The 21,355-nt window shown below is 69.3% G+C and carries 17 protein-coding genes; 13 read left to right on the top strand and 4 right to left on the bottom strand.

The window, feature by feature from the left end:
* The first annotated feature begins 430 nt into the window (after window positions 1–430).
* The 3 genes from OEB96_RS37830 to OEB96_RS37820 all read left to right on the top strand — a co-directional run bounded on the left by OEB96_RS37830 (window position 431) and on the right by OEB96_RS37820 (window position 4,884).
* Entirely contained in the window at window positions 431–1,936 is a 1,506-nt protein-coding gene (locus tag OEB96_RS37830; protein ID WP_266221761.1) for a L,D-transpeptidase, read from the top strand.
* 126 nt (window positions 1,937–2,062) lie between these two features.
* Window positions 2,063–4,159, top strand: coding sequence for a dipeptidyl-peptidase 3 family protein (locus OEB96_RS37825; RefSeq protein ID WP_266221760.1), 2,097 nt, complete (start codon window positions 2,063–2,065; stop codon window positions 4,157–4,159).
* Between the two features lie 95 nt (window positions 4,160–4,254).
* Complete coding sequence (locus OEB96_RS37820; RefSeq protein WP_266221759.1) at window positions 4,255–4,884, top strand: DsbA family oxidoreductase; 630 nt, start codon at window positions 4,255–4,257, stop codon at window positions 4,882–4,884.
* 448 nt (window positions 4,885–5,332) lie between these two features.
* On the opposite strand, the gene OEB96_RS37815 is transcribed toward OEB96_RS37820, so the two are convergent.
* Window positions 5,333–5,533, bottom strand: a complete 201-nt coding sequence (locus OEB96_RS37815; RefSeq protein WP_266221758.1) for a hypothetical protein — start codon at window positions 5,531–5,533, stop codon at window positions 5,333–5,335.
* A 106-nt stretch (window positions 5,534–5,639) separates the two neighbouring features.
* Between OEB96_RS37815 and OEB96_RS37810 the strand changes: the two genes are divergently transcribed.
* From OEB96_RS37810 to OEB96_RS37785, 6 genes are all read left to right on the top strand, one after another.
* Window positions 5,640–7,094, top strand: coding sequence for a monooxygenase (locus tag OEB96_RS37810; protein WP_266221757.1), 1,455 nt, complete (start codon window positions 5,640–5,642; stop codon window positions 7,092–7,094).
* A 21-nt stretch (window positions 7,095–7,115) separates the two neighbouring features.
* Window positions 7,116–7,898, top strand: coding sequence for an ABC transporter ATP-binding protein (locus tag OEB96_RS37805; RefSeq protein WP_266221756.1), 783 nt, complete (start codon window positions 7,116–7,118; stop codon window positions 7,896–7,898).
* Window positions 7,899–7,900: 2 nt separating this feature from the next.
* Entirely contained in the window at window positions 7,901–8,941 is a 1,041-nt protein-coding gene (locus tag OEB96_RS37800; protein ID WP_266221755.1) for an MlaD family protein, read from the top strand.
* A gap of 32 nt (window positions 8,942–8,973) precedes the next feature.
* Entirely contained in the window at window positions 8,974–10,413 is a 1,440-nt protein-coding gene (locus OEB96_RS37795) for a hypothetical protein (protein ID WP_266221754.1), read from the top strand.
* 138 nt (window positions 10,414–10,551) lie between these two features.
* A complete protein-coding gene (locus tag OEB96_RS37790; protein ID WP_266221753.1) occupies window positions 10,552–11,172 on the top strand; it encodes a thermonuclease family protein in 621 nt (206 codons plus the stop codon).
* A complete protein-coding gene (locus OEB96_RS37785; RefSeq protein WP_266221752.1) occupies window positions 11,169–12,224 on the top strand; it encodes a potassium channel family protein in 1,056 nt (351 codons plus the stop codon). Before OEB96_RS37790 ends, OEB96_RS37785 begins: the two co-directional genes overlap by 4 nt.
* A gap of 34 nt (window positions 12,225–12,258) precedes the next feature.
* On the opposite strand, the gene OEB96_RS37780 is transcribed toward OEB96_RS37785, so the two are convergent.
* Genes OEB96_RS37780 through OEB96_RS37770 form a run of 3 tightly spaced genes read right to left on the bottom strand, consistent with a single transcriptional unit; the run spans window position 12,259 to window position 15,304 of the window.
* Window positions 12,259–13,638, bottom strand: coding sequence for a TolC family protein (locus OEB96_RS37780; RefSeq protein WP_266221751.1), 1,380 nt, complete (start codon window positions 13,636–13,638; stop codon window positions 12,259–12,261).
* Entirely contained in the window at window positions 13,635–13,958 is a 324-nt protein-coding gene (locus OEB96_RS37775) for a hypothetical protein (RefSeq protein ID WP_266221750.1), read from the bottom strand. The genes OEB96_RS37780 and OEB96_RS37775 overlap by 4 nt, the downstream gene beginning before the upstream one ends.
* 5 nt (window positions 13,959–13,963) lie before the next feature.
* The gene (locus tag OEB96_RS37770; RefSeq protein ID WP_266221749.1) at window positions 13,964–15,304 is read right to left on the bottom strand and encodes a multicopper oxidase family protein; all 1,341 of its coding nucleotides are present in this window, start codon (window positions 15,302–15,304) and stop codon (window positions 13,964–13,966) included.
* A 216-nt stretch (window positions 15,305–15,520) separates the two neighbouring features.
* Here OEB96_RS37770 and OEB96_RS37765 point away from each other — a divergent pair, with 216 nt between their 5' ends.
* From OEB96_RS37765 to OEB96_RS37750, 4 genes are all read left to right on the top strand, one after another.
* Window positions 15,521–18,109 carry a heavy metal translocating P-type ATPase gene (locus OEB96_RS37765; protein WP_266221748.1) on the top strand — a complete coding sequence of 863 codons (2,589 nt, stop codon included), beginning with the start codon at window positions 15,521–15,523 and terminating at the stop codon, window positions 18,107–18,109.
* A gap of 53 nt (window positions 18,110–18,162) precedes the next feature.
* Complete coding sequence (locus OEB96_RS37760) at window positions 18,163–19,017, top strand: hypothetical protein (RefSeq protein ID WP_266221747.1); 855 nt, start codon at window positions 18,163–18,165, stop codon at window positions 19,015–19,017.
* Window positions 19,018–19,107: 90 nt separating this feature from the next.
* Window positions 19,108–20,565, top strand: coding sequence for a hypothetical protein (locus OEB96_RS37755; protein WP_266221746.1), 1,458 nt, complete (start codon window positions 19,108–19,110; stop codon window positions 20,563–20,565).
* A gap of 133 nt (window positions 20,566–20,698) precedes the next feature.
* Window positions 20,699–21,169 (top strand): CBS domain-containing protein, encoded by a 471-nt coding sequence (locus tag OEB96_RS37750; protein ID WP_266221745.1) that lies wholly within the window; start codon window positions 20,699–20,701, stop codon window positions 21,167–21,169.
* Window positions 21,170–21,355: the final 186 nt, after the last annotated feature.

The raw sequence follows: 21,355 nt of genomic DNA, 5'->3' as shown, positions 1-21,355 counted from the left end.
GATCCGCGGAGGTCTTCCACGCGGTCGCAACCCGACCATCGGAAGCGAGCACGCGACCTTGGGAAGGTCACGGCGAGGGTGGCCACGACCCACGCCACTACCGAACGGCCGTACGCGCCAACGGCCGATCTGCCGCTTCCTTCGCCCGAATGCCGACCCGTCGTATGCTGGCAACGATCGTTGCCCCCCACCGACCCACGTGGTCCGCGACCGTCAACGACATCTTCGTCGCGTAGTCAACTTGAAAAACGAATCGTTCGACCCAAGCTACGTCGAAGAGGCGCCGCGCGGGCCAACGTCCTCCCGATGGAGAGAGGAGGACGTGACGACGCGGCCCATCGCCATCGCGCGAGCAAAGGAATCATCGAGGGTCATGAGCGCTGCCATCTCAGTGCAGGGTCGTCGCATCCGTTCGCCTTGGATCTCCGGGGTGCTTCCCGCCGTCGGGCTGCTGGCCCTGCTGATGCCGGCCTGCGATCACGCCAGCGCACCGCCCACGACGACCGAGTCCGAGCCCGCGCCCGCGCTGCTCGACGTCACCCAAGACGAGCGAGTCGATGCCGAGCGTGTCTCCGCCATGCGCCTGGTCGTGAGCGACGCATCGGCCCCCGCCGTCGCCACCTCCCGCCTCGACCCTCCCGCCACCGTCGCGCCCTCCCAGCCCGCGCTGGACATCGACGTCGAGTTCGAGCCCGAGCTGGAGCCGGAAGACGAGCCCCTGCCGTCCGACCGCGAGCCGCTCGAGCTGCGCACCGCCAAGCAGCACCTCACCGTTCGCATCGCGCCCGACCACCGCGCGCCCATCCGGGCTCGCATCGCCAGCGGAGAAGCGTTCGAGGTGTTCGAGCGGGTGCAAGGTCGCGGCTGCAGCGTCGGTGGCTGGGCCGACGTGGGCAACGGCGGCTTCGTGTGCCTGTCTCGGACCCGCCCGGCCACCCAGGCCCCCCGCATGATGCCGGTCGCTCGTCAGGGCGTGCTGCCGTTCTACTTCGCGCGCAACCGCCTGGATCAGCCGGCGCGGCGCTGGAAGTCGATGCGCAGCTACCTGCGCGGCGACCAGCCCACCATGGTCTACGAGCTGGGGCGCGACTATGCGTTCACCAGCCGCCGCCGCGAGGGCGGGCAGATCGTGCTGACCGACAAGCGCGGGCGGATCATGCTCGAGCGCGACCTCGACCGCATGCGTCCCAGCCGCTTCGAGGGCCGCGACCTGGTGGCCGAGCCCGTACCCGAGGGCGAGCAGCTGGCCTGGACCGTCGACTGGCCAAGGACGGCGATCCACGCTGCTGCCGACCCCGAGGCCAAGAGCATCGCCACCCTCGACTACCACCTCGAGATCTTCGTGCGCCCCGAGCCGCTTCGAACCGCGTCGGGCACCTGGTTCGAGCTCACCGGGGGCGGGTTCGTCCGCGCCCGCGACATCCGCCGCCTGCAACCCGTGGAGCCGCTCGCCGACGACGAGGTCACCGCCGACGAGCTGTGGATCGACGTCGACCTCGACCAGCAGGTGCTCACCGTGGTCCGCGGCCAGACGCCGATCTTCACCACCCTGATCTCCAGCGGCCTCAAGGGCCCCACTCCCCGCGGGGTGTTCCGCATCAACAAGAAGGAGGCGTTCGGCAGCATGACCAGCTCGCCTGGCGCCTCCGAGGCCTACGCGGTCGAGGCCGTCCCCTACGTGCAGTACTTCCACGAGGGCATCGCCCTGCACTCGGCCTACTGGCACGACCGCTTCGGCTTCAAGATCAGCCACGGCTGCGTCAACCTCAGCCCCCGCGACGCCGCCCACGTCTACTCGCTCACCGGACCCCACGCCAGCAAGGGCTGGATGGAGGTGTTCGAGGACGAGGGCGACCTCGGCACCCGCGTGCGCGTCCACGAGGGGCGCGAGGTGGTCGCCGACCGGCGCGGCCCGGTGGTCTACGTGGAGGGCTGATCGGCTGCGCGACCGCCGGATGCCCGCGCGACCTCACGCGGGCATCCGCACTCACGCGATGGTTGTGATCCGCGCAGGGCCTGCGTCATGGTTCGCGCCATGCGAAGGCTTCCCCGTCTCCTCGTCGTGCTCGCCGCTCTCGGGACCGCCGCGTGCCCCCGCCCCGACACCGCGCCGGCGCAAGCCCCGGTGACCACGCCGACCACGACCCCGGAGGACGAGTCCAATCCCGTCACCCAGGCGTCCCGCGGGGAGTTCCAGGTGCAGGTCGATCAGTTCGCCGACCTGCGGGTGCTCCGCTACCGCATCCCCGGCTTCGAGGACCTGCCCCTCGAGAAGAAGAAGCTCGCCTACTACCTCTACGAGGCCGCGCTCAGCGGTCGAGACATCATCTGGGACCAGAACTACCGCCACAACCTGCTGGTGCGGCACACCCTCGAGGGGATCGTCCGCACCTACGGGGGTGAGCGCAGCGGGGCCGACTGGGACGCGTTCCTCGTCTACGCCAAGCGCGTGTGGTTCTCGAACGGGATCCACCACCACTACTCGATGAAGAAGATCCTCCCGGAGTTCCCCCGGGAGTACCTCGGCACGCTCGTGCGCGGCTCCGACGCGGACGAGCTGCCCCTGACCACGGGACAGACGGTCGATCAGCTGGTGACGGGCCTCGAGCCGATCCTCTTCGACCCCAAGCTCGACGCCAAGCGCGTGGATCTCGATCCCAGCAAGGACCTCGTCGCCGCCTCGGCCACCAACTACTACGGCCCGGGCGTGACCCAGAAGCAGGTCGAGGGCTTCTACGCCAAGCGCACCGACAAGAAGGACCCCCACCCGATCTCCCACGGCCTGAACTCGCAGCTCGCCAAGGACCCCAAGACCGGCAAGCTGGTCGAGCGCGTGTGGAAGGTCGATGGCATGTACGGCCCGGCCATCGCCGAGATCGTGACCTGGCTGCGCCGCGCGATCGAGGTGGCCGAGGGCCCGGAGCAGCGGGCTGCGCTCGAGAAGCTCGTGGCCTTCTACGAGACCGGCGACCTGCGCACGTTCGACGAGTACTCGATCGCCTGGGTGGCCGACACCGACTCCACCGTCGACGTGGTCAACGGCTTCATCGAGGTCTACGGCGACCCCCTGGGCTACCGCGGCGCGTTCGAGTCGGTGGTGTCGATCCGCGACATGGAGGCCAGCAAGCGCATCGACGCCATCAGCAAGCAGGCGCAGTGGTTCGAGGACCAGAGCACGATCCCCCAGCCCTACAAGAAGAAGGACGTCAAGGGCATCTCGGCCAAGGTGATCACGGTGGTGGTGGAGTCCGGCGATGCCTCGCCCAGCACCCCAATCGGGATCAACCTGCCCAACGCCAACTGGATCCGGGCCGAGCACGGCAGCAAGTCGGTCAACCTGGGCAACATCGTGGCCGCCTACGACGAGTCGAGCAAGCAGACCGGCGTGCTCGAGGAGTTCGCGGGCTCGCCCGAGGAGATCGGCCGCGCCCGCGCGCACGGCGAGCTCGCCGACGCCCTGCACACCGACATGCACGAGGTCATCGGCCATGCCTCGGGCGCGATCAAGCCCGGCGTGGGCACCCCCAAGGAGACGCTCAAGAACTACGCCTCCACCCTCGAGGAGGGCCGCGCCGATCTGGTGGCGCTCTACTACCTGCTCGACCCCAAGCTCATCGAGATCGGCGTGATGCCGAGCCTCGAGGTGGGGATGGCCGCCTACGACGACTACATCCGCAGCGGCCTGATGGTCCAGCTCGCCCGCCTCGAGCTCGGCGAGGATCTCGAGGAGGCCCACATGCGCAACCGGCAGATGGTGGCCAAGTGGGTCTACGAGAAGGGCAAGGCCGACAAGGTGATCGAGCAGGTCGACCGCGACGGCAAGACCTACTTCGTGGTGCGCGACTACGCCAAGCTGCGCGAGCTGTTCGGCCAGCTGCTGCGCGAGGTCCAGCGCATCAAGTCCGAGGGCGACTACGCGGCGGGCAAGGCCCTGGTGGAGGGCTACGGGGTGAAGGTCGACCGCGCCCTGCACGAGCAGGTGCTGCGGCGCTACGAGGCGCTGAAGATCGCGCCCTACGCCGGCTTCATCAATCCGAGGCTGGTGCCGGTGATGGAGGGCGAGGAGCTCGTGGACGTGCGGGTCGAGTATCCCGACAACTTCGTGATGCAGATGCTGGAGTACGGCGAAGTCTACCGGCGGCTGCCGGTCGTGAACTGAGATCGGGCGCGTAGATCGGCGCGCGATCGATTCCTGAACCGGAGGCGGCGCGCTGGCGCCGCTCCCGCTCGCGAATCGGGCTATCATCATCCGCAATGAAGGCCCAGCCGATGATCGTCTACGGGGACCTGAGCTGCCCGTTCTGCTATGCGCTCGAAGATCGGCTGTTCATGCGCAACCTCGTTCGGCACGTCGAGTGGCGGCTGGTGGAGCATGCCCCGGATCTGCCGCTCGAGCCGGAGCGGGCCACGAAGGCGCAGCTCGACGAGCTGGCACAGGAGCTCGAGACCATTGCCCGGCGAGCTCCCGACGTGGTGATCGGCCGCCCGGAGTTTCGACCCAACAGCGCGCTGGCGATCAAGGCGGTGGCCGAGGCGACCACGATCGATCCGCGCGGGGCCCGAACGCTGCGCTTGCTGCTGTTTCGCGCGCTGTGGCGCGAGGGCAAGAACATCGCCGATCCCAGCGTGGTGGCCGAGCAGGTCGAGCACGCCGGGCTTCCCCCGCTGCGTGGCACCACCGAGGCCACCGCCACCGCGGCCCGCTGGACCCACGAGTGGCGACAGGCGAGGTTCGAGCGGATCCCGGTGATGATCTCCGCCACCGGGACCAAGATGCTGGGGCTGCTGCCGCCGCGCCGCCTCGATCTGTTCCTGGGCTCGGGGCTGTTCAGCTCGAGCTCCGATGACGCGTGCGACGTGGCCGACGTGCGGCAACGCCACTGAGCAAGCCGCCCTCGAGGCGGCGGCGCGGCTTCACCCCTGTCGTCGCAGGACATCCCGGATGCTGGGCCATGATGCGAACGAGGGACCCGTATCGCTCCCAGACACCCCGCGACGGCAATGGTGAAGCCGCGCCGCCGCCAGCGACCCACGAACGCGACGCGCGACCGCTGCGCCAGGGCAGCGGGCACGTCGAGCGAAGGGGTCGGGACGACGACGTCCGCAGGACCGCAGGTCGGAACGCTCGCGCCGGACCAAGGTCCGGTCGGCGTCCGCGGACCTCGTGAGTGGCTGGATTCGTCGAATTCAGCCGCTCACGGGGTCAGGTCGCCCCGGCGGGTGCACGGGAGCCCAGGATTGCCCCTGGAGGCTCGCCAGCGTGCCAATCATGATTGGGCCTGATTTGGGCCCGATTGGTGTGAACGCTACGGGTGCACGCGCGGGTCGACCATCAACATGCGGTGCGAGCGAAGTACTGCCCGCCGAGCTTGTCTTGCATGATGTCGAGGGTCATGGCGCGTGCTTCTCCCTTGAAGCGTACCAAGGAGGGATAGACGGCCCAGTCGCGATCGTCAAGCGACGATTTTCGATTTTTTTCGAGGCTCGGCGCGCTCGTGCGCGAGCTCAACGGGGCCGAGCGCTTCCGAGACATCGGGTGGCAACCATCACGGCGAAGGCTGGACCGCAGTCGGGCGGTGACACTCGCGGACCGTGACGGTGTTCCAACGGCTGCCGCGCGCTTGCGGCCCCCAATGACCATGCGACGCACCAAGCTTCTCCGCACGAGCACCAAGCACCTTCGACTGAGCACCTGGACCCTGTGCGTCCTCTCGTCCCTGGCCGCCCAGGCCTGTCGCGAGGACCAGCCCGCCACCGACGATGGTGCCGACTCGGGGACCACCGAAGCCAGTGCGACTGGCGGAGTCGACTCCACGGGCACCGAGACCGACGCGGTGCTCGACGAGACCGGCACCGAGGCCACGCCGACCTTCTGGGACGACGTGGCGCCGATCCTCTACGAGCGCTGCGTGGGCTGCCACCGCGAGGGTGGCATCGGCCCCATGCGGCTCGACGACTACGAGAGCGCCAGCGCGTGGGCCCCGGTCTCGGTGAACGCGATGCAGGACCGCACCATGCCCCCGTGGCTGGTGACCGACGACGGCAGCTGCGGCGAGTTCCAGCACTCCAAGTGGATGCCCCCGGACGAGATCGATCGGATCGCCGCCTGGCTCGCCGCGGGCACCCCCGAGGGGCAGCCGCGCGACGATCTCTCGCTCCCCGAGCCCGAGCAGCTGACGGGCGTCACCGAGATCGGCACTCCCAACTTCGTCCCGGAGATCCAGGGTGGCGATCTGGCCGAGTTCGACGAGTACCGCTGCTTCCTGGTCGACCCCATGCTCGAGGGTGATCGCTTCCTCACCGGCTACGACGTGCTGCCCGGCAACGAGGCGATCGTGCACCACGTGCTGGTGATGCCCGTCGATCCCGACCTGCCCGTGGGCGGCGGCATGACCAACGCCGACGTGATGCAGGCGCTCGACGACGAGTCGCCCACCCGCGACGGCTGGCCGTGCTTCGGCGAGGCCGGCGACGGCGTGGAGGTCAGCGGGATCCCGGTGGTGTGGGCGCCCGGTCAGGGCATCGTGAGGTTCCCCGAGGGCACCGGCTTGCGCGTGCGGCAGGGCGAGCAGCTGGTGATCCAGATGCACTACAACCTGGCCAACCCCACCACCATCGGCATGTCCGACCAGAGCACGGTCGCGCTGCGCCTCGAGGAGGAGGTCGAGCGCGAGGGCTTCATGATCCTGCCCGATCCCTTCCTCGGATCGATCTTCGAGGGCGACCCGATCGAGCTGCCGCCCGGCGAGCCCTCGGTGGAGTTCACGTGGGAGATGCCGGTGGGGGAGATGCTCGGATGGTTTGGGCTGCCCGGGGTCGACCTCTACGGCGTGTTCCCCCACATGCACGAGTACGGTCGCTCCATCGACATGCACATCGACGGCCCTTCCGGCTCGGAGTGCGCGGCCGAGGTACGCAACTGGGACTTCCACTGGCAGCTGCAGTACTTCTTCCAGCAACCGCGTGCGCTGCAGCCCGACGAGGTGCTGCGGGTGACCTGCGACTTCGACACCGTCGGCGCCGACGAGCCCGTGCTGCCCGGCTGGGGCACCCACAACGAGATGTGCCTGATGGGGTTGTACCTGGTGCCGTAGGCTGCGGTATCGTCGTAGACGGTGCCAGGTCCCGACGACGCGATCGTGCTCGAGCACGTCTGCAAGGCGTTTGGCGCGCACAAGGTCCTCGACGACGTCAGCCTCACCGTCAAGAAGGGCACCATCACCGTCTTGCTCGGCCCCTCGGGCACGGGCAAGTCGGTGCTCCTGCGCATCCTCGTGGGCCTGCTGCGCCCCGACTCGGGGCGGGTGTTCGTGGGCGAGCACGACATCGCGGCGCTCGACGAGCGGCGCAGCCGCGATCGCAAGCGCCTGTTCGAGGTGCGGCGCAGGTTCGGCATGCTGTTCCAGGACGGCGCGCTGTTCGACGACATGAACGTCGGCGACAACGTGGCGTTCCCCATGCGCATGCACACCAAGATGCGCGAGGAGGAGATCCGCGCCAAGGTGGCCGACAAGCTGGCGCGGGTGGGCCTGCCCCGAGTGGAGCACAAGTTCCCTTCGGAGCTCAGCGGGGGCATGCGCAAGCGGGTGGCGTTCGCCCGGGCCATCGCGCTCGAGCCCGAGATCGTGCTGTGCGACGAGCCGAGCTCGGGCCTCGACCCGGTGATGTCGGCCACGCTCGACGAGCTCATCATGGAGATGCACCGCACCCTGGGCATCTCCTTCATCGTCATCTCCCACGACACGGCGGAGGCGCGGACCATCGCCGACATCATCGGGATGCTGGCGGGGGGCAAGCTCGTGGCCTACGGTCCCAAGGCGGAGCTCGAGCGCAACGCTCATCCCGCCTTGCGTCAATTCTTCGACCGGGCCACCGAAGGTCCGATCCAGGTCGTCTGACGATGAATCGAACCCACATCGGGCTGGGGATCTTCGTGCTGGGCACGCTCGCTCTGCTCATCTGGCTGGCGCAGAGCATCGGGGCCCTGGGGGGTGCAAGCGGCGTGCGCTACGAGGTGCGGCTCGAGCACGCGGCGGGGCTGGTGGCCAACAACGCGGTCAAGATCGCCGGGGTCGAGGTCGGGCGCATCGAGAAGATCGGCGTCGACCACGACATCGCGGTGCTCTCGCTGCGGGTCGACCCCGACGTGGTGCTGCACACCGATGCCGTCGCGATCGTGCGCGCCAAGAGCCTGCTGGGCGAGAAGTACCTGCAGCTGGCCCCGGGGGAGCGCGAGAGCCCCGTGCTCGAGGCGGACGGGGTGATCTCGAACGTGGAGACCCACTTCGAGGTCGACCAGGTGCTCAATGCCCTGCAGCCGCTGCTCGGCGGCGAGGACTCGATCGCGGGGGTGCTGGGGCCGCTGGCCGAGCGCCTGGGCGACATGATGGACAGCATCGACGGCAAGGACGGCAAGCCGCCGATCATCACGCGGGCGGAGATCGACCAGATCATCGACGACGTGAAGACCACCTCGGCCACGGTGCGGCGGATCGCCACCGAGAACGAGGAGGACATTCGGGCGATCGTGAAGAACACCCGCGAGCTCACCGACGATCCGCGAGTGGACCGGCTGCTGGCGCGGGCCGACGACATGAGCGCCACCCTCGACGAGCGCCTGCCGCAGCTGCTCGACCGCACCGAGTCGGCGCTGGCCAAGCTCGAGGAGGTCGCCAAGATCGTCGATGACGATCGGGCCAAGAAAATCGGCAGGATCATCGACGATGCGACCGTGGCGATGGCCAGCCTCAAGACGCTGTCGAAGGATCTCGAGGGGCTGAGCAAGTCGGTGGAGCCGCTGGTGGCCGACCTGGCCAAGCTGGCGCGGCGGGCGATGGCGCTCGACGGGGCGACGATTCGGCAGTTCTTGCAGAAGGAAGGCATGAAGGTCTACTTCGGCAGCAAGCGCGAGGCCGACAAGGTGCTCGGAGGGGTCGAGTAGGCCGCGGGGGCCTCCCGCAACGACTCGCAGGGATGCCCGTAGTGGTGGAGAACGGCACGGTCGACGGGCCTCGTCGCCCCCTGGGCAAGGACCTGCTGCGCAACGGCCTCGTCGTCCTCGTGGTGGGACTGGCGTGCGAGGCGGCCAGCAATCGCAGCGACGGCCAGCCGTCGGCGCGGGTCGAGTCGATCCCCCCGCCCTCGCCAACGGTCGAGGCCACGATCATCGCGACCGGCGTCGACCTGCCCACGGGCATCACCGTCGACGACGCCTACGTGTACTTCGGCGATGGGCCCAAGCTGATGCGGGCCGCCAAGCAGGGCGGCAGCCCGGAGGTGTTGGTCGAGGTCGAGGCGCTCGGGATTCCATCGATCGTCGTCGATGGCGAGCTGCTCTACTTCGGCGCGCTGGGGGGTGGGCTGTTTCGCATGCGCAAGGACGGGGGTTCGGCAGAGCGGATCGGTCGCAGCGGCAACCCGCGCTCGCTCGCGGTCGACGATGCTCGTGTGTACTGGTTCGACGGTGGGGTCCACTCGCTGGCCAAGGACGCCGCCGGGGACGCGAGCGCTCCGGAAGGCTTCGTGGCGGGAGACGACGCCGAGCTGGTCATCGACCAGACCCACGTCTATGCCCACGGTGGCGAGAGGATCTGGCGGCAGCCCAAGCAGGGTGGCGACGTCGAGCCCATTGCGCGCACCGGGCACTTCGGCGCCGAGCTGGCGCTGAGCGACTCGCACCTCTACTGGGGGGACGACATCGCAAGAGCGGTGCTGCGCTGGCCCAAGACCGGAGGTCCGCTCGAGCTGGTCACCGAGCGCTGGGGGCTCGGGTCGAGTCTGATCCTCGACGGGCCGTGGCTCTACGTCGTGGAGATCGACACGACGGTGTATCGCGTCGACACGCGAGATGGCAGAGCGGCCATGCTGGCGCCGCAGGTCACCAGCACGGGTGGGCTCGCCAATGGGATCGGGCTCGCGATCGACGGGGAGCAGCTCTACGTGGCCGTGCTCGCGTCGGCCTTTCGGGCGCCCGGCGGGGGCATTCCCCACGTCGACCTCACCAGGCCCGATGCGCCGATGCCCGAGGTGGAGCACCGCGGGGTGGTGGGGCGACTGCCCAAGGAGATCGAGGGCATGCGGTACGAGGGGCGCGCGGAGTACCTGCGGCGGGCCACGGTGTACTTCACGTCGGGGGATCCGCTTCCGCAGGATTCCAACAATGCGATCCGCTGGATCGTGGGTTCGCCAGAGCTGGAAGGGCCCGTGCGCAGCGGGGCGATGGTGGTGAAGGTGGTGGTCGATCCCCAGGTGGAGCTCTCGACCAAGCGAGCCGCGCGGGTCGTGGAACTGCTGCGGGGCGAGGTTGGGCAGGCGGCGAGGATCGAGGTGATCGAGCAGGCTGGGATCGGAGATGACGTGCGGGTGGGGGTGGATTCCGGAGAATTCGCGCAGCTGTGGGCGGCGGGAGGGTGATCGCGGCGCTGGAATTCGCGTCCCGAGGTGCGCCTGGGCGCCTCCTGGCGGGAAGTGAGGCCAACGTCGCACCGGGCGGGGTTGCAGCGCACCGCTGGTGTTTGTCAGCCTACCCCCACCGCACGAAGAGCTCAGCCGTTGCCCCGACGCCGTACACTCGAGATCTCCTCCAACCACGTCTATTGGTCGGTGGTGCTGGCCCTGGCCGCCTGCACGTACTTCTTCGTGACCAACGTGCAGCAGCGCCGCGGGCAGCTCCAGCAGGATCACAGCGTCCAGATCGACAGCGGCACCCGGGTCGAGCTGGTGCGGGTGATCGATGCCGACGAGATCTCGATCCGGGCCGACGGAAGCGGGACGTTCGTGGTGCGCCTGCTCGGCGTCAAGGGCTTCTCGACCACCATCAACGAGCCCGGAGTGGCAGGCCTGGGTCAGGCGGCCGTGGCCACCATCGAGCGCACGATCGCCGACAAGGAGCTGCGCGTCGTGTTCGACGAGCTGGCGTTCGATCGCTCGGGGCGGCTGCTCACCTACATCGAGGCCGACGGGCAAGACCTCGGGCAGCTGCTGGTGCAGCGCGGCCACCTGGTCACGTACACCCGCTATCCATTCTCGCGCGAGGGCGCCTACCTCGGAGCCGAGGCCGAGGCCCGCACCAAGAAGGCGGGGCTGTGGGGCAACTACAAGGCGGTGGCCCGCGTGCAGGGCTGGCAGGACACGTGGAAGACCGCCCGTGACGCGGAGGCGGAAGAGCCATGATCCGCCTGCTGATGACGCTGGTCCGCCGCCTGGTGGTCACCAAGCGCAACCAGTTCCTCAAGGTCGCGCTGCTCACCGTGCTGCTGGTGGCGTTCTCGACCTCGGGCTTCATGTACTTCGAGCTCGCCGAGAAGCCCGACCTCGGCTGGGGCGACGCGCTGTGGTGGTCGATCGTGACCATGACCACGGTGGGCTACGGTGACTTCTTCCCCACCACCATCGGAGGCCGCTACGTCATCGGCTTCCCGACCATGATGTTCGGGATCAGCATCCTGGGCTACCTGCTGTCGACCCTGGCCACCTTCCTCATCGAGGAACGCTCCAAGGAGCTCAAGGGCATGAGCGAGACCGTGCTTAGCGATCACATCCTCATCATCCACTACCCGAGCGCGGCTCGCGTGGACGCGGTGCTGACCGAGCTGCGACACGATCCGAAGACCAAGGACTCGGCGGTGGTGGTGATCGACGCGTTCCTCGAGGAGCTGCCCGAGCGCTTCTCGGAGCTCGGCGTGCGCTTCGTGCGAGGCGATGTGTCGAAGGAGAGCACGCTCGAGCGCGCCAGCTTTCGCGAGGCCCGCTTCGCGATCATCCTGTCGCAGGATCCCAACGACCCGGGGAGCGACAACTCGAACTTGGCGGCCGCGCTGACGCTCGAGCACCTGCACCCGTCGATCTTCACCGTGGCCGAGTGCATCGATCCCGAGCGCATCGAGCTGCTCTACAAGGCGGGCTGTGATGCGGTGGTGTGCCTGACCGCCCTGGCCACCAACCTGGTGGTCCACGAGCTGCTCGACCCCGGGCTGCAGAAGGTCATCGGTGAGGCCACCAATGTGCTGTCGGGCCAGAACATCTACTTCGTCGACGTGACGCTGTCCAAGGAGGCCACCTACGGCGACGCCCGCAACGTGCTCGAGGAGCGCCGCTGCGCCCCGCTGGGCGTGGAGCACAAGGGCGGCAAGGTGGTGCTCAACCCCGACGCTGACACCCCCCTGGGCGACGGGGATCGGATCGTGTGCATCGCCCCCAACCGGCCGCAAGCGCTGCGGTTGTGAGCCCGGCTCACTCACATCGTGGGGCTCACAGGGCTCAGAGCTCACCGCCCAGCGCCAGCTCGAGCTGGGCCCGTGTGACCCAATAGTCACGCAGTGCCTCCACTGCATCTTCTTGCACCGCGAGGGCCTCGGCCCGCAACTGCAGCAGCTCATAGGTCCCGATGAGCATCGCGTTGTACTGCTGGAGCGCGAGATCGCCGATTTGGGCCTGCCGCGGCAGCGCCTGCTCGTGCATGTAGCTCACCGATCGCCGCGCCATGGCCAGCGCCGCCCGATGCTCGCGCACCTCCGAGCGCACCACGATGGCCCGGTGCTGCAGCAGGTGCTGCGCCCGCCGCAGCTCGGCCCGCAGGCGAGCGAGATCGGCGTGGCCGGGGTCGAAGATCGGCAGCTCGACGGCCAGCGACGGCCCCAGCACCCACTCGTGGCCCTCGTCGTCGCCGACCTCGTTGCGGGACTCCACCCCGGCCTCGAGCTGTGGGATCACCCCGCGCCGCCGCAGCTGCACCGCCCGCTCCATCGCTTCCACCTCGAAGCGAGCCGCCGAGAGATCGAGCCGCTCGCTCACCGCTCGGGCCTCGAGCGCGGACGGCTCGGGCTCGGCGGGCGGCAGCTCGACGGGCGCATCGGCCACGGTCCACGCGACGTCGCTGCCCCACAGGCCCAACAGCCGCGACAGCGCCTCGCGAGCAGCCACGAGCTCGACCTCGGCCTCCGCCAGCTCGAGCCGCGCCTCGTCGAGCGCCGCGCCGTGGAACGCTCGATCGAGCGGCGGCAGGTTGCCGGCCTCGAGCTGCTTGGCCGCGAGCTCGTCGGCAACCTCGGCCGCCTGTACCCGAGTGCGATGGAGCTGCACGGTCGCCGCGGCAGCCCAGACCTCGGCGTGGGCCACCTTCACGTCACGCACGAGCACCAGTGCCTCGTGGGCCACGGTGACGATCGCATGCTGCAGGCGCGCCTTGGCGACGCGGCGCTTGGCGGGGATGAGGAACACGCTCAGCAGGCTCTGCGACAGCGACAGCCCGCCGCCCAGGCCGTTGCCGCGGGTGGAGAACACCAGGTCGCCCGCGATCACCGGGTTCTCGAGCAAGCCCGCCTCGACCAGCTCGGCCTGGGCCACGCCCAGCTCCTCGAGCGTGGCCTGCAGCTCGCGGTTGTTGAGCATCGCCACCTGCACGGCACGCTCGGCGGAGAGCGGCTCGGCGAGCAACGCCCGGACGCGCTGTCGCACGCGCGTGCGGCTCTGTTCGTCCTGCTCGGGGCTGATCGCGTCCTCCACACCCGCACGCTGGGCCAGCAGCTCGCTCGCCTCGCCACGGGGACCGGCGGGGCTGGTGGTGGCACACGCCGTCAGCAGCCCCAGCGCCAGCGCCATCGACGAGCGCGCGATCGCCTTGGTCTTGGTGGTGCTCACGATCGACCTCCTTGCCCCCGACCCACGGAGGCACTGGACTCGTTGGCGGGCTCGGCCTCGGCCGGCTCCGTCTTGGCGGGCTCGGGCTCGGCCTCGGCCTTGCCGTGCCCGTGGTGGTGGTGGTGACCTCCGCCGTCGAGCTTCACGCCCTCGAAGGCGGACGCGAACGGATCGGCCGGAGACTTGGCCTTCACGACCCCCGCCTCGGGATTGGTCGCGTCGTGCTCGGGGGCCTCGGGAGGCAACCCGGGGTTGCGACAGCCGCTCAGCGCGAGCAATCCAACGATGATCGAGATCTTCGCCGTCATCTTCGTCCTCATGTCGGTCACACCACGATCCCGTCCCGACGCAGCTCGTCCGTGGTGGCGGTGTCGGCCACCGTGCCCGGCGGGTTGACGTACCAGCCCGGATCGCTGCCGTCGGCGGGCAGCTCGTCGCGGACCTTCACGATCGTGAACATGCCGCCCATGGTGATGTAGTCGAACGGCCCGCGAGCCCCGACCATGGGGATGCTGTTGTCGGGAATGGCCATGCCCATCTGCGCCATGTCGCCCATGCCGTCCTTGCCCATGGCCATGTAGCCGGGCACCACGTGGCGGGCCTTCTTCTCGGTCTGGCCCATGTCCACCCCGATCATGTTGGGGATCTCGTGTCCCATCTGATTCATCACGTGGTGCGTCATGTGGCAGTGCATGGCCCAGTCGCCCGGGGCATCGGCCACGAACTCCACCGTTCGCGTGCTCCCGGTGGGGACCAGCACGGTGGTCTCGGGCCACTGCGCCGAGCGAGGCAGCCGGCCGCCGTCGGTGGCCACCACCTTGAAGTAGTAGCCGTGCAGGTGGATCGGGTGATGATCCATGGCGCTGAGGTTGCCCAGCCGAATGCGCACGCGATCACCGGTCTTGCACACCAGGGGCACGGTGCCCGGAAACGCCTTGGCGTTCATGGTGAGCAGGTTGAAGTCGGTCATCTCGTTGGGATCGGGCTTGCTCGCGCCCGGCACCACCTTCCACTCGCCGAGCATGATCACGAAGTCGCGATCGACCTGCTCGTCGGCGGGCTCCTTGCGGGGGTGGACCACGATCATCCCCATCAGGCCCATCGCCATCTGGGTCATCTCGTCGTGGTGCGAGTGGTACATGAAGGTGCCCGACTGGCGGAAGGTCCACTCGTAACGGAACGTCTCGCCCGGGGCGATCGCCCGCTGGTTGAGCCCGCCCACGCCGTCCATGCCGTTGGGCAAGAAGATGCCGTGCCAGTGCACGGTGGTGGGAGCCGAGAGCCGGTTGGTCACGTACACGCGCACGCGGTCGCCCTCGACGGCCTCGATCGTCGGCCCGTGCACGCGACCGTTGTAGCCCCAGCACCGCGCCTTCATGTCCGGAGCGAACTCGTGCTCCACCTCCTCGGCGACGAGGTGGTAGACCTTCACGCCATCGACGACCTTCCAGGGCGCCGTGGCGCCACCGGGAGTCATGGTGGGTCGGTAGTCGCGATCGGGCTCGGCGGGCGGAGAGGCAGCCCGATCGGGGCCACCGCTGTAGCTGCGATCCCAGCCGCGTCCCGAGGGGGCGGCCGTGGCCTCGCGGCTTTGGAGCATCGCGGCGCCGGCCAGGCCGGCCCCGGCGAGCAAGGCGCTGCGTCGGGTGAGGGATGAGCTGCTCATGCGTCGGTCCTTCAGGTCGAGGGGCGGGTGATACCCCAAGGCGAGTGGATTCGGGAGCGCTGCGCAAATTGCGCAGCGGCGCCGAACGGGGCGGGAAGGTAGCTTGACCCCGCGCTCGATGGCCGACGCACCAGGAGACCGCCGATTACACCCCCATAGCCGCTGCCCGTAATGAGCCCGACGTCTGCGAGTCAGCCCGCCCACAGCAGGTCACTCATGCCAGGCATCCCCGAGACCACCATCGAACCCACCACCGAACCCACCACCGAGACCACCACCGAGTTGGCCATCGAGGGCATGACGTGTGCGTCGTGCGTCTCGAGGACCGAGAAGGCGCTCGCGGCGGTCCCCGGGGTGCGCGAGGCCAACGTCAACCTCGCCACCGCGCGAGCGCGCGTGCATCACGATGCCGAGGCCACGCTCGAGCAGCTCGCCGCCGCGGTCGAGCGCGTCGGGTATGCGGCGCACCGTGTGCAACCGACCGCGGCGGCCGAGGACGCGGAGCAAGCCCGCCACGCCAGGGAGCTCGCTGGCTTGCGCCGCTCGCTGCTGTTGTCGGCCGCCCTCACCCTGCCGCTGTTCGTGCTCGAGATGGGCAGCCACCTGCTTCCTCCGCTGCACCACGCGATCGCCCGGGTGCTCGATCGCAGCAGCCTCTTCTACCTCTACTTCGCGCTCGCCACCGTGGTGCAGCTTGGCCCGGGGCTCCGCTTCCATCGCAAGGGCTTCGCGTCGCTGCTGCGCCTGGCCCCCGACATGAACGCGCTGGTGGCCGTGGGCACCTGGGCGGCCTACGGCTACTCGCTCATCGCCACGTTCGCGCCGGGGCTGCTGCCTCCCGACGCGGTGCACGTGTACTACGAGGCCTCGGCCACCATCATCACCCTCGTGCTGCTCGGGCGCTGGCTCGAGGCGCGCGCCAAGGGCCGCACGTCCGAGGCCATCCGCCGCCTGATGGGCCTTCAGCCCAAGACGGCGCGGGTCCGCCGAGACGGTGCAATCGTCGAGATCCCTCACGACGAGGTCGAGCCGGGCGACCTGGTGATCGTACGCCCCGGCGAGCGCCTCCCCGTCGACGGCGAGGTGGTGGAGGGCTCGTCGTACGTGGACGAGTCGATGATCACCGGTGAGCCCGTCCCCGTGCACAAGGAGCCCGGCGCCAGGGTGGTCGGCGGCACCATCAACCAGACCGGTGGGTTCACGCTGCGCGCGACCGAGGTGGGGGCGCGCACCGTACTGGCCCGCATCATCGAGCTGGTCCAGGCCGCCCAGGGCAGCAAGCTGCCGATCCAGGGCCTGGTGGACCGGGTGACCGCGTGGTTCGTGCCGGTGGTGATGCTCCTGTCCGCGCTCACGTTCGGCGCATGGTGGGTGTGGGGTCCGCAGCCGCGTCTGACGTTCGCGCTGGTCGAGGCGGTCGCGGTGCTCATCATCGCCTGCCCCTGCGCCATGGGTCTGGCCACGCCCACCTCGATCATGACGGGCACCGGGCGCGCCGCCGAGCTGGGCCTGCTGTTCCGCCGAGGCGACGCACTGCAGACCCTCCATGGCGTGGGTCTGGTGGCGTTCGACAAGACCGGCACCCTCACCCAGGGGCGCCCCGAGCTGACCGACCTGCAGGTGGTGACCGACCTGGCCGAGGATCGCGTGCTGGCGATCGCGGCGGCGGTCGAGGCCGACACGGAGCACCCGCTGGGGCGGGCCGTCGTGCGGGCCGCGACGGTGCGAGGCTTGCCCATCCCGCGCGCGACCGAGCTGCGCGCCACCCCGGGCCATGGGGTCGAGGCGATGGTCGACGGCCAGCGCGTGGCGATCGGCGCGGAGCGCTTCATGAAGCGGCTGGGCATCGATGCCACGGCGCTCGGGCCCAGCGCCCGCGCGTGGGCCGAGGCCGCCAAGACGCCCTTGATGCTGGCGATCGATGGCCAAGCGGTCGCCGTGCTGGCGGTGGCCGACCCGATCGAGGAGTCCGCAGCCCCGGTGGTGAAGGCCCTGCACGAGGCGGGGATCCGCGTGGCCATGGTGACGGGCGACACCCGCTCCACCGCCCTGGCGGTGGCCGACCGCCTCGGCATCGACGAGGTGATCGCGGAGGTGCTGCCCGAGGGCAAGACGGACGCAGTCCGACGCCTGCGCACCGGGGGGCGCACGGTGGCCTTCGTGGGCGACGGGATCAACGATGCCCCTGCCCTGGCCGAGGCCGACGTGGGCATCGCGGTGGGCACGGGCACCGACATCGCGATCGAGAGCGCCGACGTGGTCGCGATGTCGGGCGACCTGCGGGCCGTACCCAACGCGATCGCCCTGTCCCGGGCCACCCTGCGCAACATCCGACAGAACCTGTTTTGGGCGTTCGCCTACAACGCGAGCCTGATCCCCATCGCGGCCGGGGTGCTGTGGCCGGCATGGGGGGTGCTACTGTCCCCCCAGCTGGCCGCGGGAGCGATGGCCATGTCGAGCCTGTTCGTCGTGGGCAACGCGCTGCGGCTGCGACGATTCGAGCCGCCCATGCCCACGAAGGCCACGCAGGCCCCGTCCTCCGCCCCGAGCGAGCCCGCTCCACCCGAGGAACCCGAGGTACCGATCATGAGCACCGAAGAGACCACTTTGGAGGTTCGAGGCATGACCTGCAACAACTGCGTCAAGCACGTCTCGCGGGCGCTGCAGGGGCTGTCCGGAGTGTCGCAGGTGCAGGTGGATCTCGCGTCGGGCCAGGCCCGCGTGCAGCACGAAGCGGGTGCGGTCTCCGTGACACAGATGGTCGCCGCGGTGCAGGACGCCGGGTACGAAGCATCGGGCGGCTAGGGACTCCCGCCGCGGCCCGTACCGCCACCGCGGCCGCGTGATAGCCTCCAACGATGTCCCGACGACTTCGTCGCCGCCCCCTCGTCCCCGCCGTGCTGGTCCTCCTCGGGATGGCGAGCGGGAGCGGAGGCTGTTCGCCGTGTGATCCCTACATCATCGTCGAGGACGACTCCCCCGACGATGGTGCGGATGACGCCCATCCCGTCTGGGACGTCGCCGTGCTCGAGGTCCACGAGCCCTCGTCCCCCTCGATCCATCCCCTGGGAGAGCCCGTCCACCTGCTGGCGCAGGTGTGGGGCCCCGACGGCACGGCGCTCCCGGTGGACGACGTCGGATGGGTCACCAGCGAGGGCGACCCCCTGCTCGACCGGCTCGAGGGGGACGTCGAGCTCCCGGCGGGGCTCCATGAACTCAGCGCGGTGGTGCGGCTGCCCAACGGCGACCGGCTCCAGACCACCGTCGGTGGGGTGCGGGTGCAGGCGTGGTGGACCGGCGTCTACAAGGGCGACGTGACGATCATAGTCGAAGCCCAGCTTCCGACTGGAGGCCCGCTCGCGCTGCGCTGCGAGGGTCCCCTGGACTTCACGGTCGGCCTGGACGGCCGCGACGCCCCCGTGGAGGACGGCGGCTGCACGATCTCGGTGCTCGGCCAGAACTTCGAGGCGAGCTATGCGATCGAGATCGTCGTCTACCCCGCAGGCCTGGTGCGGGGCACGGTGTTGTTGGCCCTGGACACGCCGTTCGGCGCATTCGATCTGCCGCTCGAGTACGCCGGGGCCTTCTACGACGACCGCTTCTCCGCGGGCCTCTCGGGCCAGGTCGATCTGCCGTTCGTCGGAGCGGCCGATCTGTCGGGGAGTCTGCACGCCATGCTCGTCGATCGGTACGTCGATCCCGACGAGGGCTGAGGCGACGACCGTCTTCGGTTCGCGTGCTCCACGCTCGCCGGCGGTGCGATTGCCGTTCCTCAAATCGTCGAGTCCTGCTATTGCATTCCAATGCTGCACTCGCGTGCCTTGTTCTGCTCCTTGATCGGATCTGGTCTCCTCGTCACCGGCTGCCCCGACGACACGCCGCTCGACCCCACGACCACGACGTCCGGTGGAGACTCGACCACCGGCTCGATCACCACCTTCACCACCACCACCGGGGAGCCCGATACCACCAGCCTCTCCGGCTCGGACAGCAGCGGGAGCTCGGCAGGCGTGGACTCGAGCGGGAGTGAGAGCTCCGCCGGCCCCGTCCAGGAGTGCGGCAACGACCTGCTCGAGGGCGACGAGGTCTGTGATGGCACCGATCTCGGCGACGAGGACTGCGTGTCGCAGGGCTTCGACCGGGGCGTGCTGACCTGCACGGCCGACTGCGGCGGATTCGACACCGACGAGTGCACCTTCTACCAGTGCAACAACGGCACCCAAGAGGGCAAGGAGCAGTGCGACGGCAACGACTTCGGCAAGTCGACCTGCCAGTCGGAGGGCTTCGACAGCGGCTCGCTCCACTGCTCCAACAACTGCATGCTCGACACCGACGACTGCGGGACCTGCGGCAACGTGATCGTCGACGGTGACGAGGTCTGCGACGACATCGTGCTGTTCGGCCAGACCTGCATCAGCCAGGGCTTCGACAGCGGCACCCTCGCCTGCACGCCCAACTGTCTCACCTACGACACCTCCGGCTGCGGCACGTGTGGCAACGGCATCATCGACGGCGACGAGGAGTGCGACACCGGAGATCTGGCCGGCAACACCTGCCTCACCTACGGCTTCGACAGCGGCACGCTGGGCTGCAACGACATGGCGTGTGCGTTCGACACCGCGGGCTGTGGCACGTGCGGCAACAACATCGTCGACGGCGACGAGACCTGCGACGACGGCCTCACCGGGCAGCAGTGCCTGTCCGACTGCACGTTCTGTCCGGGCGGCGGGGTGCTGTTCGAGGACGACTTCTCCGACAACTCCGCCGGCTGGACGCTGGGCACGGAGTGGGCGATCGGGCCGACCGCGGCCTCGGCGGGCCACAGCTACGGCAACCCCGATCCCGCCAACGACCACAGCCCCACCGCGGACAACGGGGTGGCGGGCGTGGTGCTCGGAGGCAACGCCGCCACGGCTGCGACCCATCCCTTCTATTACCTGACCAGCCCGGTCATCAACACGGCCGGCTTCACGTTCGTGGAGCTCGACTTCTGGCGCTGGCTCAACAGCGACTACACGCGCTACATGCAGAACCGGGTCGAGGTGTGGAACGGGGTCGGCTGGCAGGTCGTGTGGCAAACGGGCGGCTCGCCGGGCATCCAGGACGCGGCGTGGACCAACGTCACGTACGACCTCTCCGCCTACGCCAACGCGAACATGCAGGTCCGCATCGGCTTCAACATCGGCAGCACCGGCGTCTACACCGTCTCGCAGTGGAACGTCGACGACCTCCGCATCATCGGCGTCACCTGCCCTCCATAGCGGGCTTACACGCAGGGTGGGATCCCCCGCAGGTGGGGTCGTGTACCCAAGCGCGGCGTCGCCTGGCCGCGGTCACTCCTCGGCTCCGCTCGCATGCAGCTCGATGGCACACGAGCTGCACGCGAGCGCCGCGATGCCAGGCATGCTGAAGATGAACGTGGGTGCCGTGTGTACGCGGGAGGTGGTGATCGCGGCTGGCGACGACACCGTGCTCGAGATCGCAGGACTGATGCGGACCCACCACGTGGGCGACGTGGTGATCGTCGAGCGCTCCAGCGGCGCGAGCCTGCCGACCGGGATCCTCACCGACCGCGACCTCGTGCTCGAAGCGATGGCGCAGGCGTCCGACCGCCTGCCCGACCTCGTCGCCGCCGACCTCGTCACGCGCCCCCTGGTCACCGTGCGCGAGTGCGACACGATCGACGACGCCCTGGAGGTGATGCGCGTGCAGGGCGTGCGACGAGTCCCGGTCGTCGACGAGGCCGGATTGCTCGTGGGACTGCTCGCGCTCGATGATCTCCTCGAGCTGTTCGCCAGTCAGCTCGCCTCGGTGGCCGCGCTCGTCATACGACAGCAGCGGATGGAGCGAGAACGACGCAAGTGACGGAGCGGAAGGTGCACGGATTGCGTGCACCTGCGCGCGGTCGCGGCCTTGCGGAGCGGGCCACCGTGCCCACACGCTCATGGGTGATGCCCTCGCACAACGAATGGTCGGTTCTCGGGGATCCCCTGTCATGTTCACACCCACGGATGCAGCGCACGACGAATCGAGCGAGCGACCGTGGTGGAC

Origin of the sequence: Paraliomyxa miuraensis, assembly GCF_026337845.1 — a bacterium.
In the GTDB taxonomy this organism is placed as follows: domain Bacteria; phylum Myxococcota_A; class Polyangia; order Nannocystales; family Nannocystaceae; genus Paraliomyxa; species Paraliomyxa miuraensis.
Note: the sequence above shows the minus strand (reverse complement) of the source record. Positions and strands in the feature narration are given on the sequence as shown.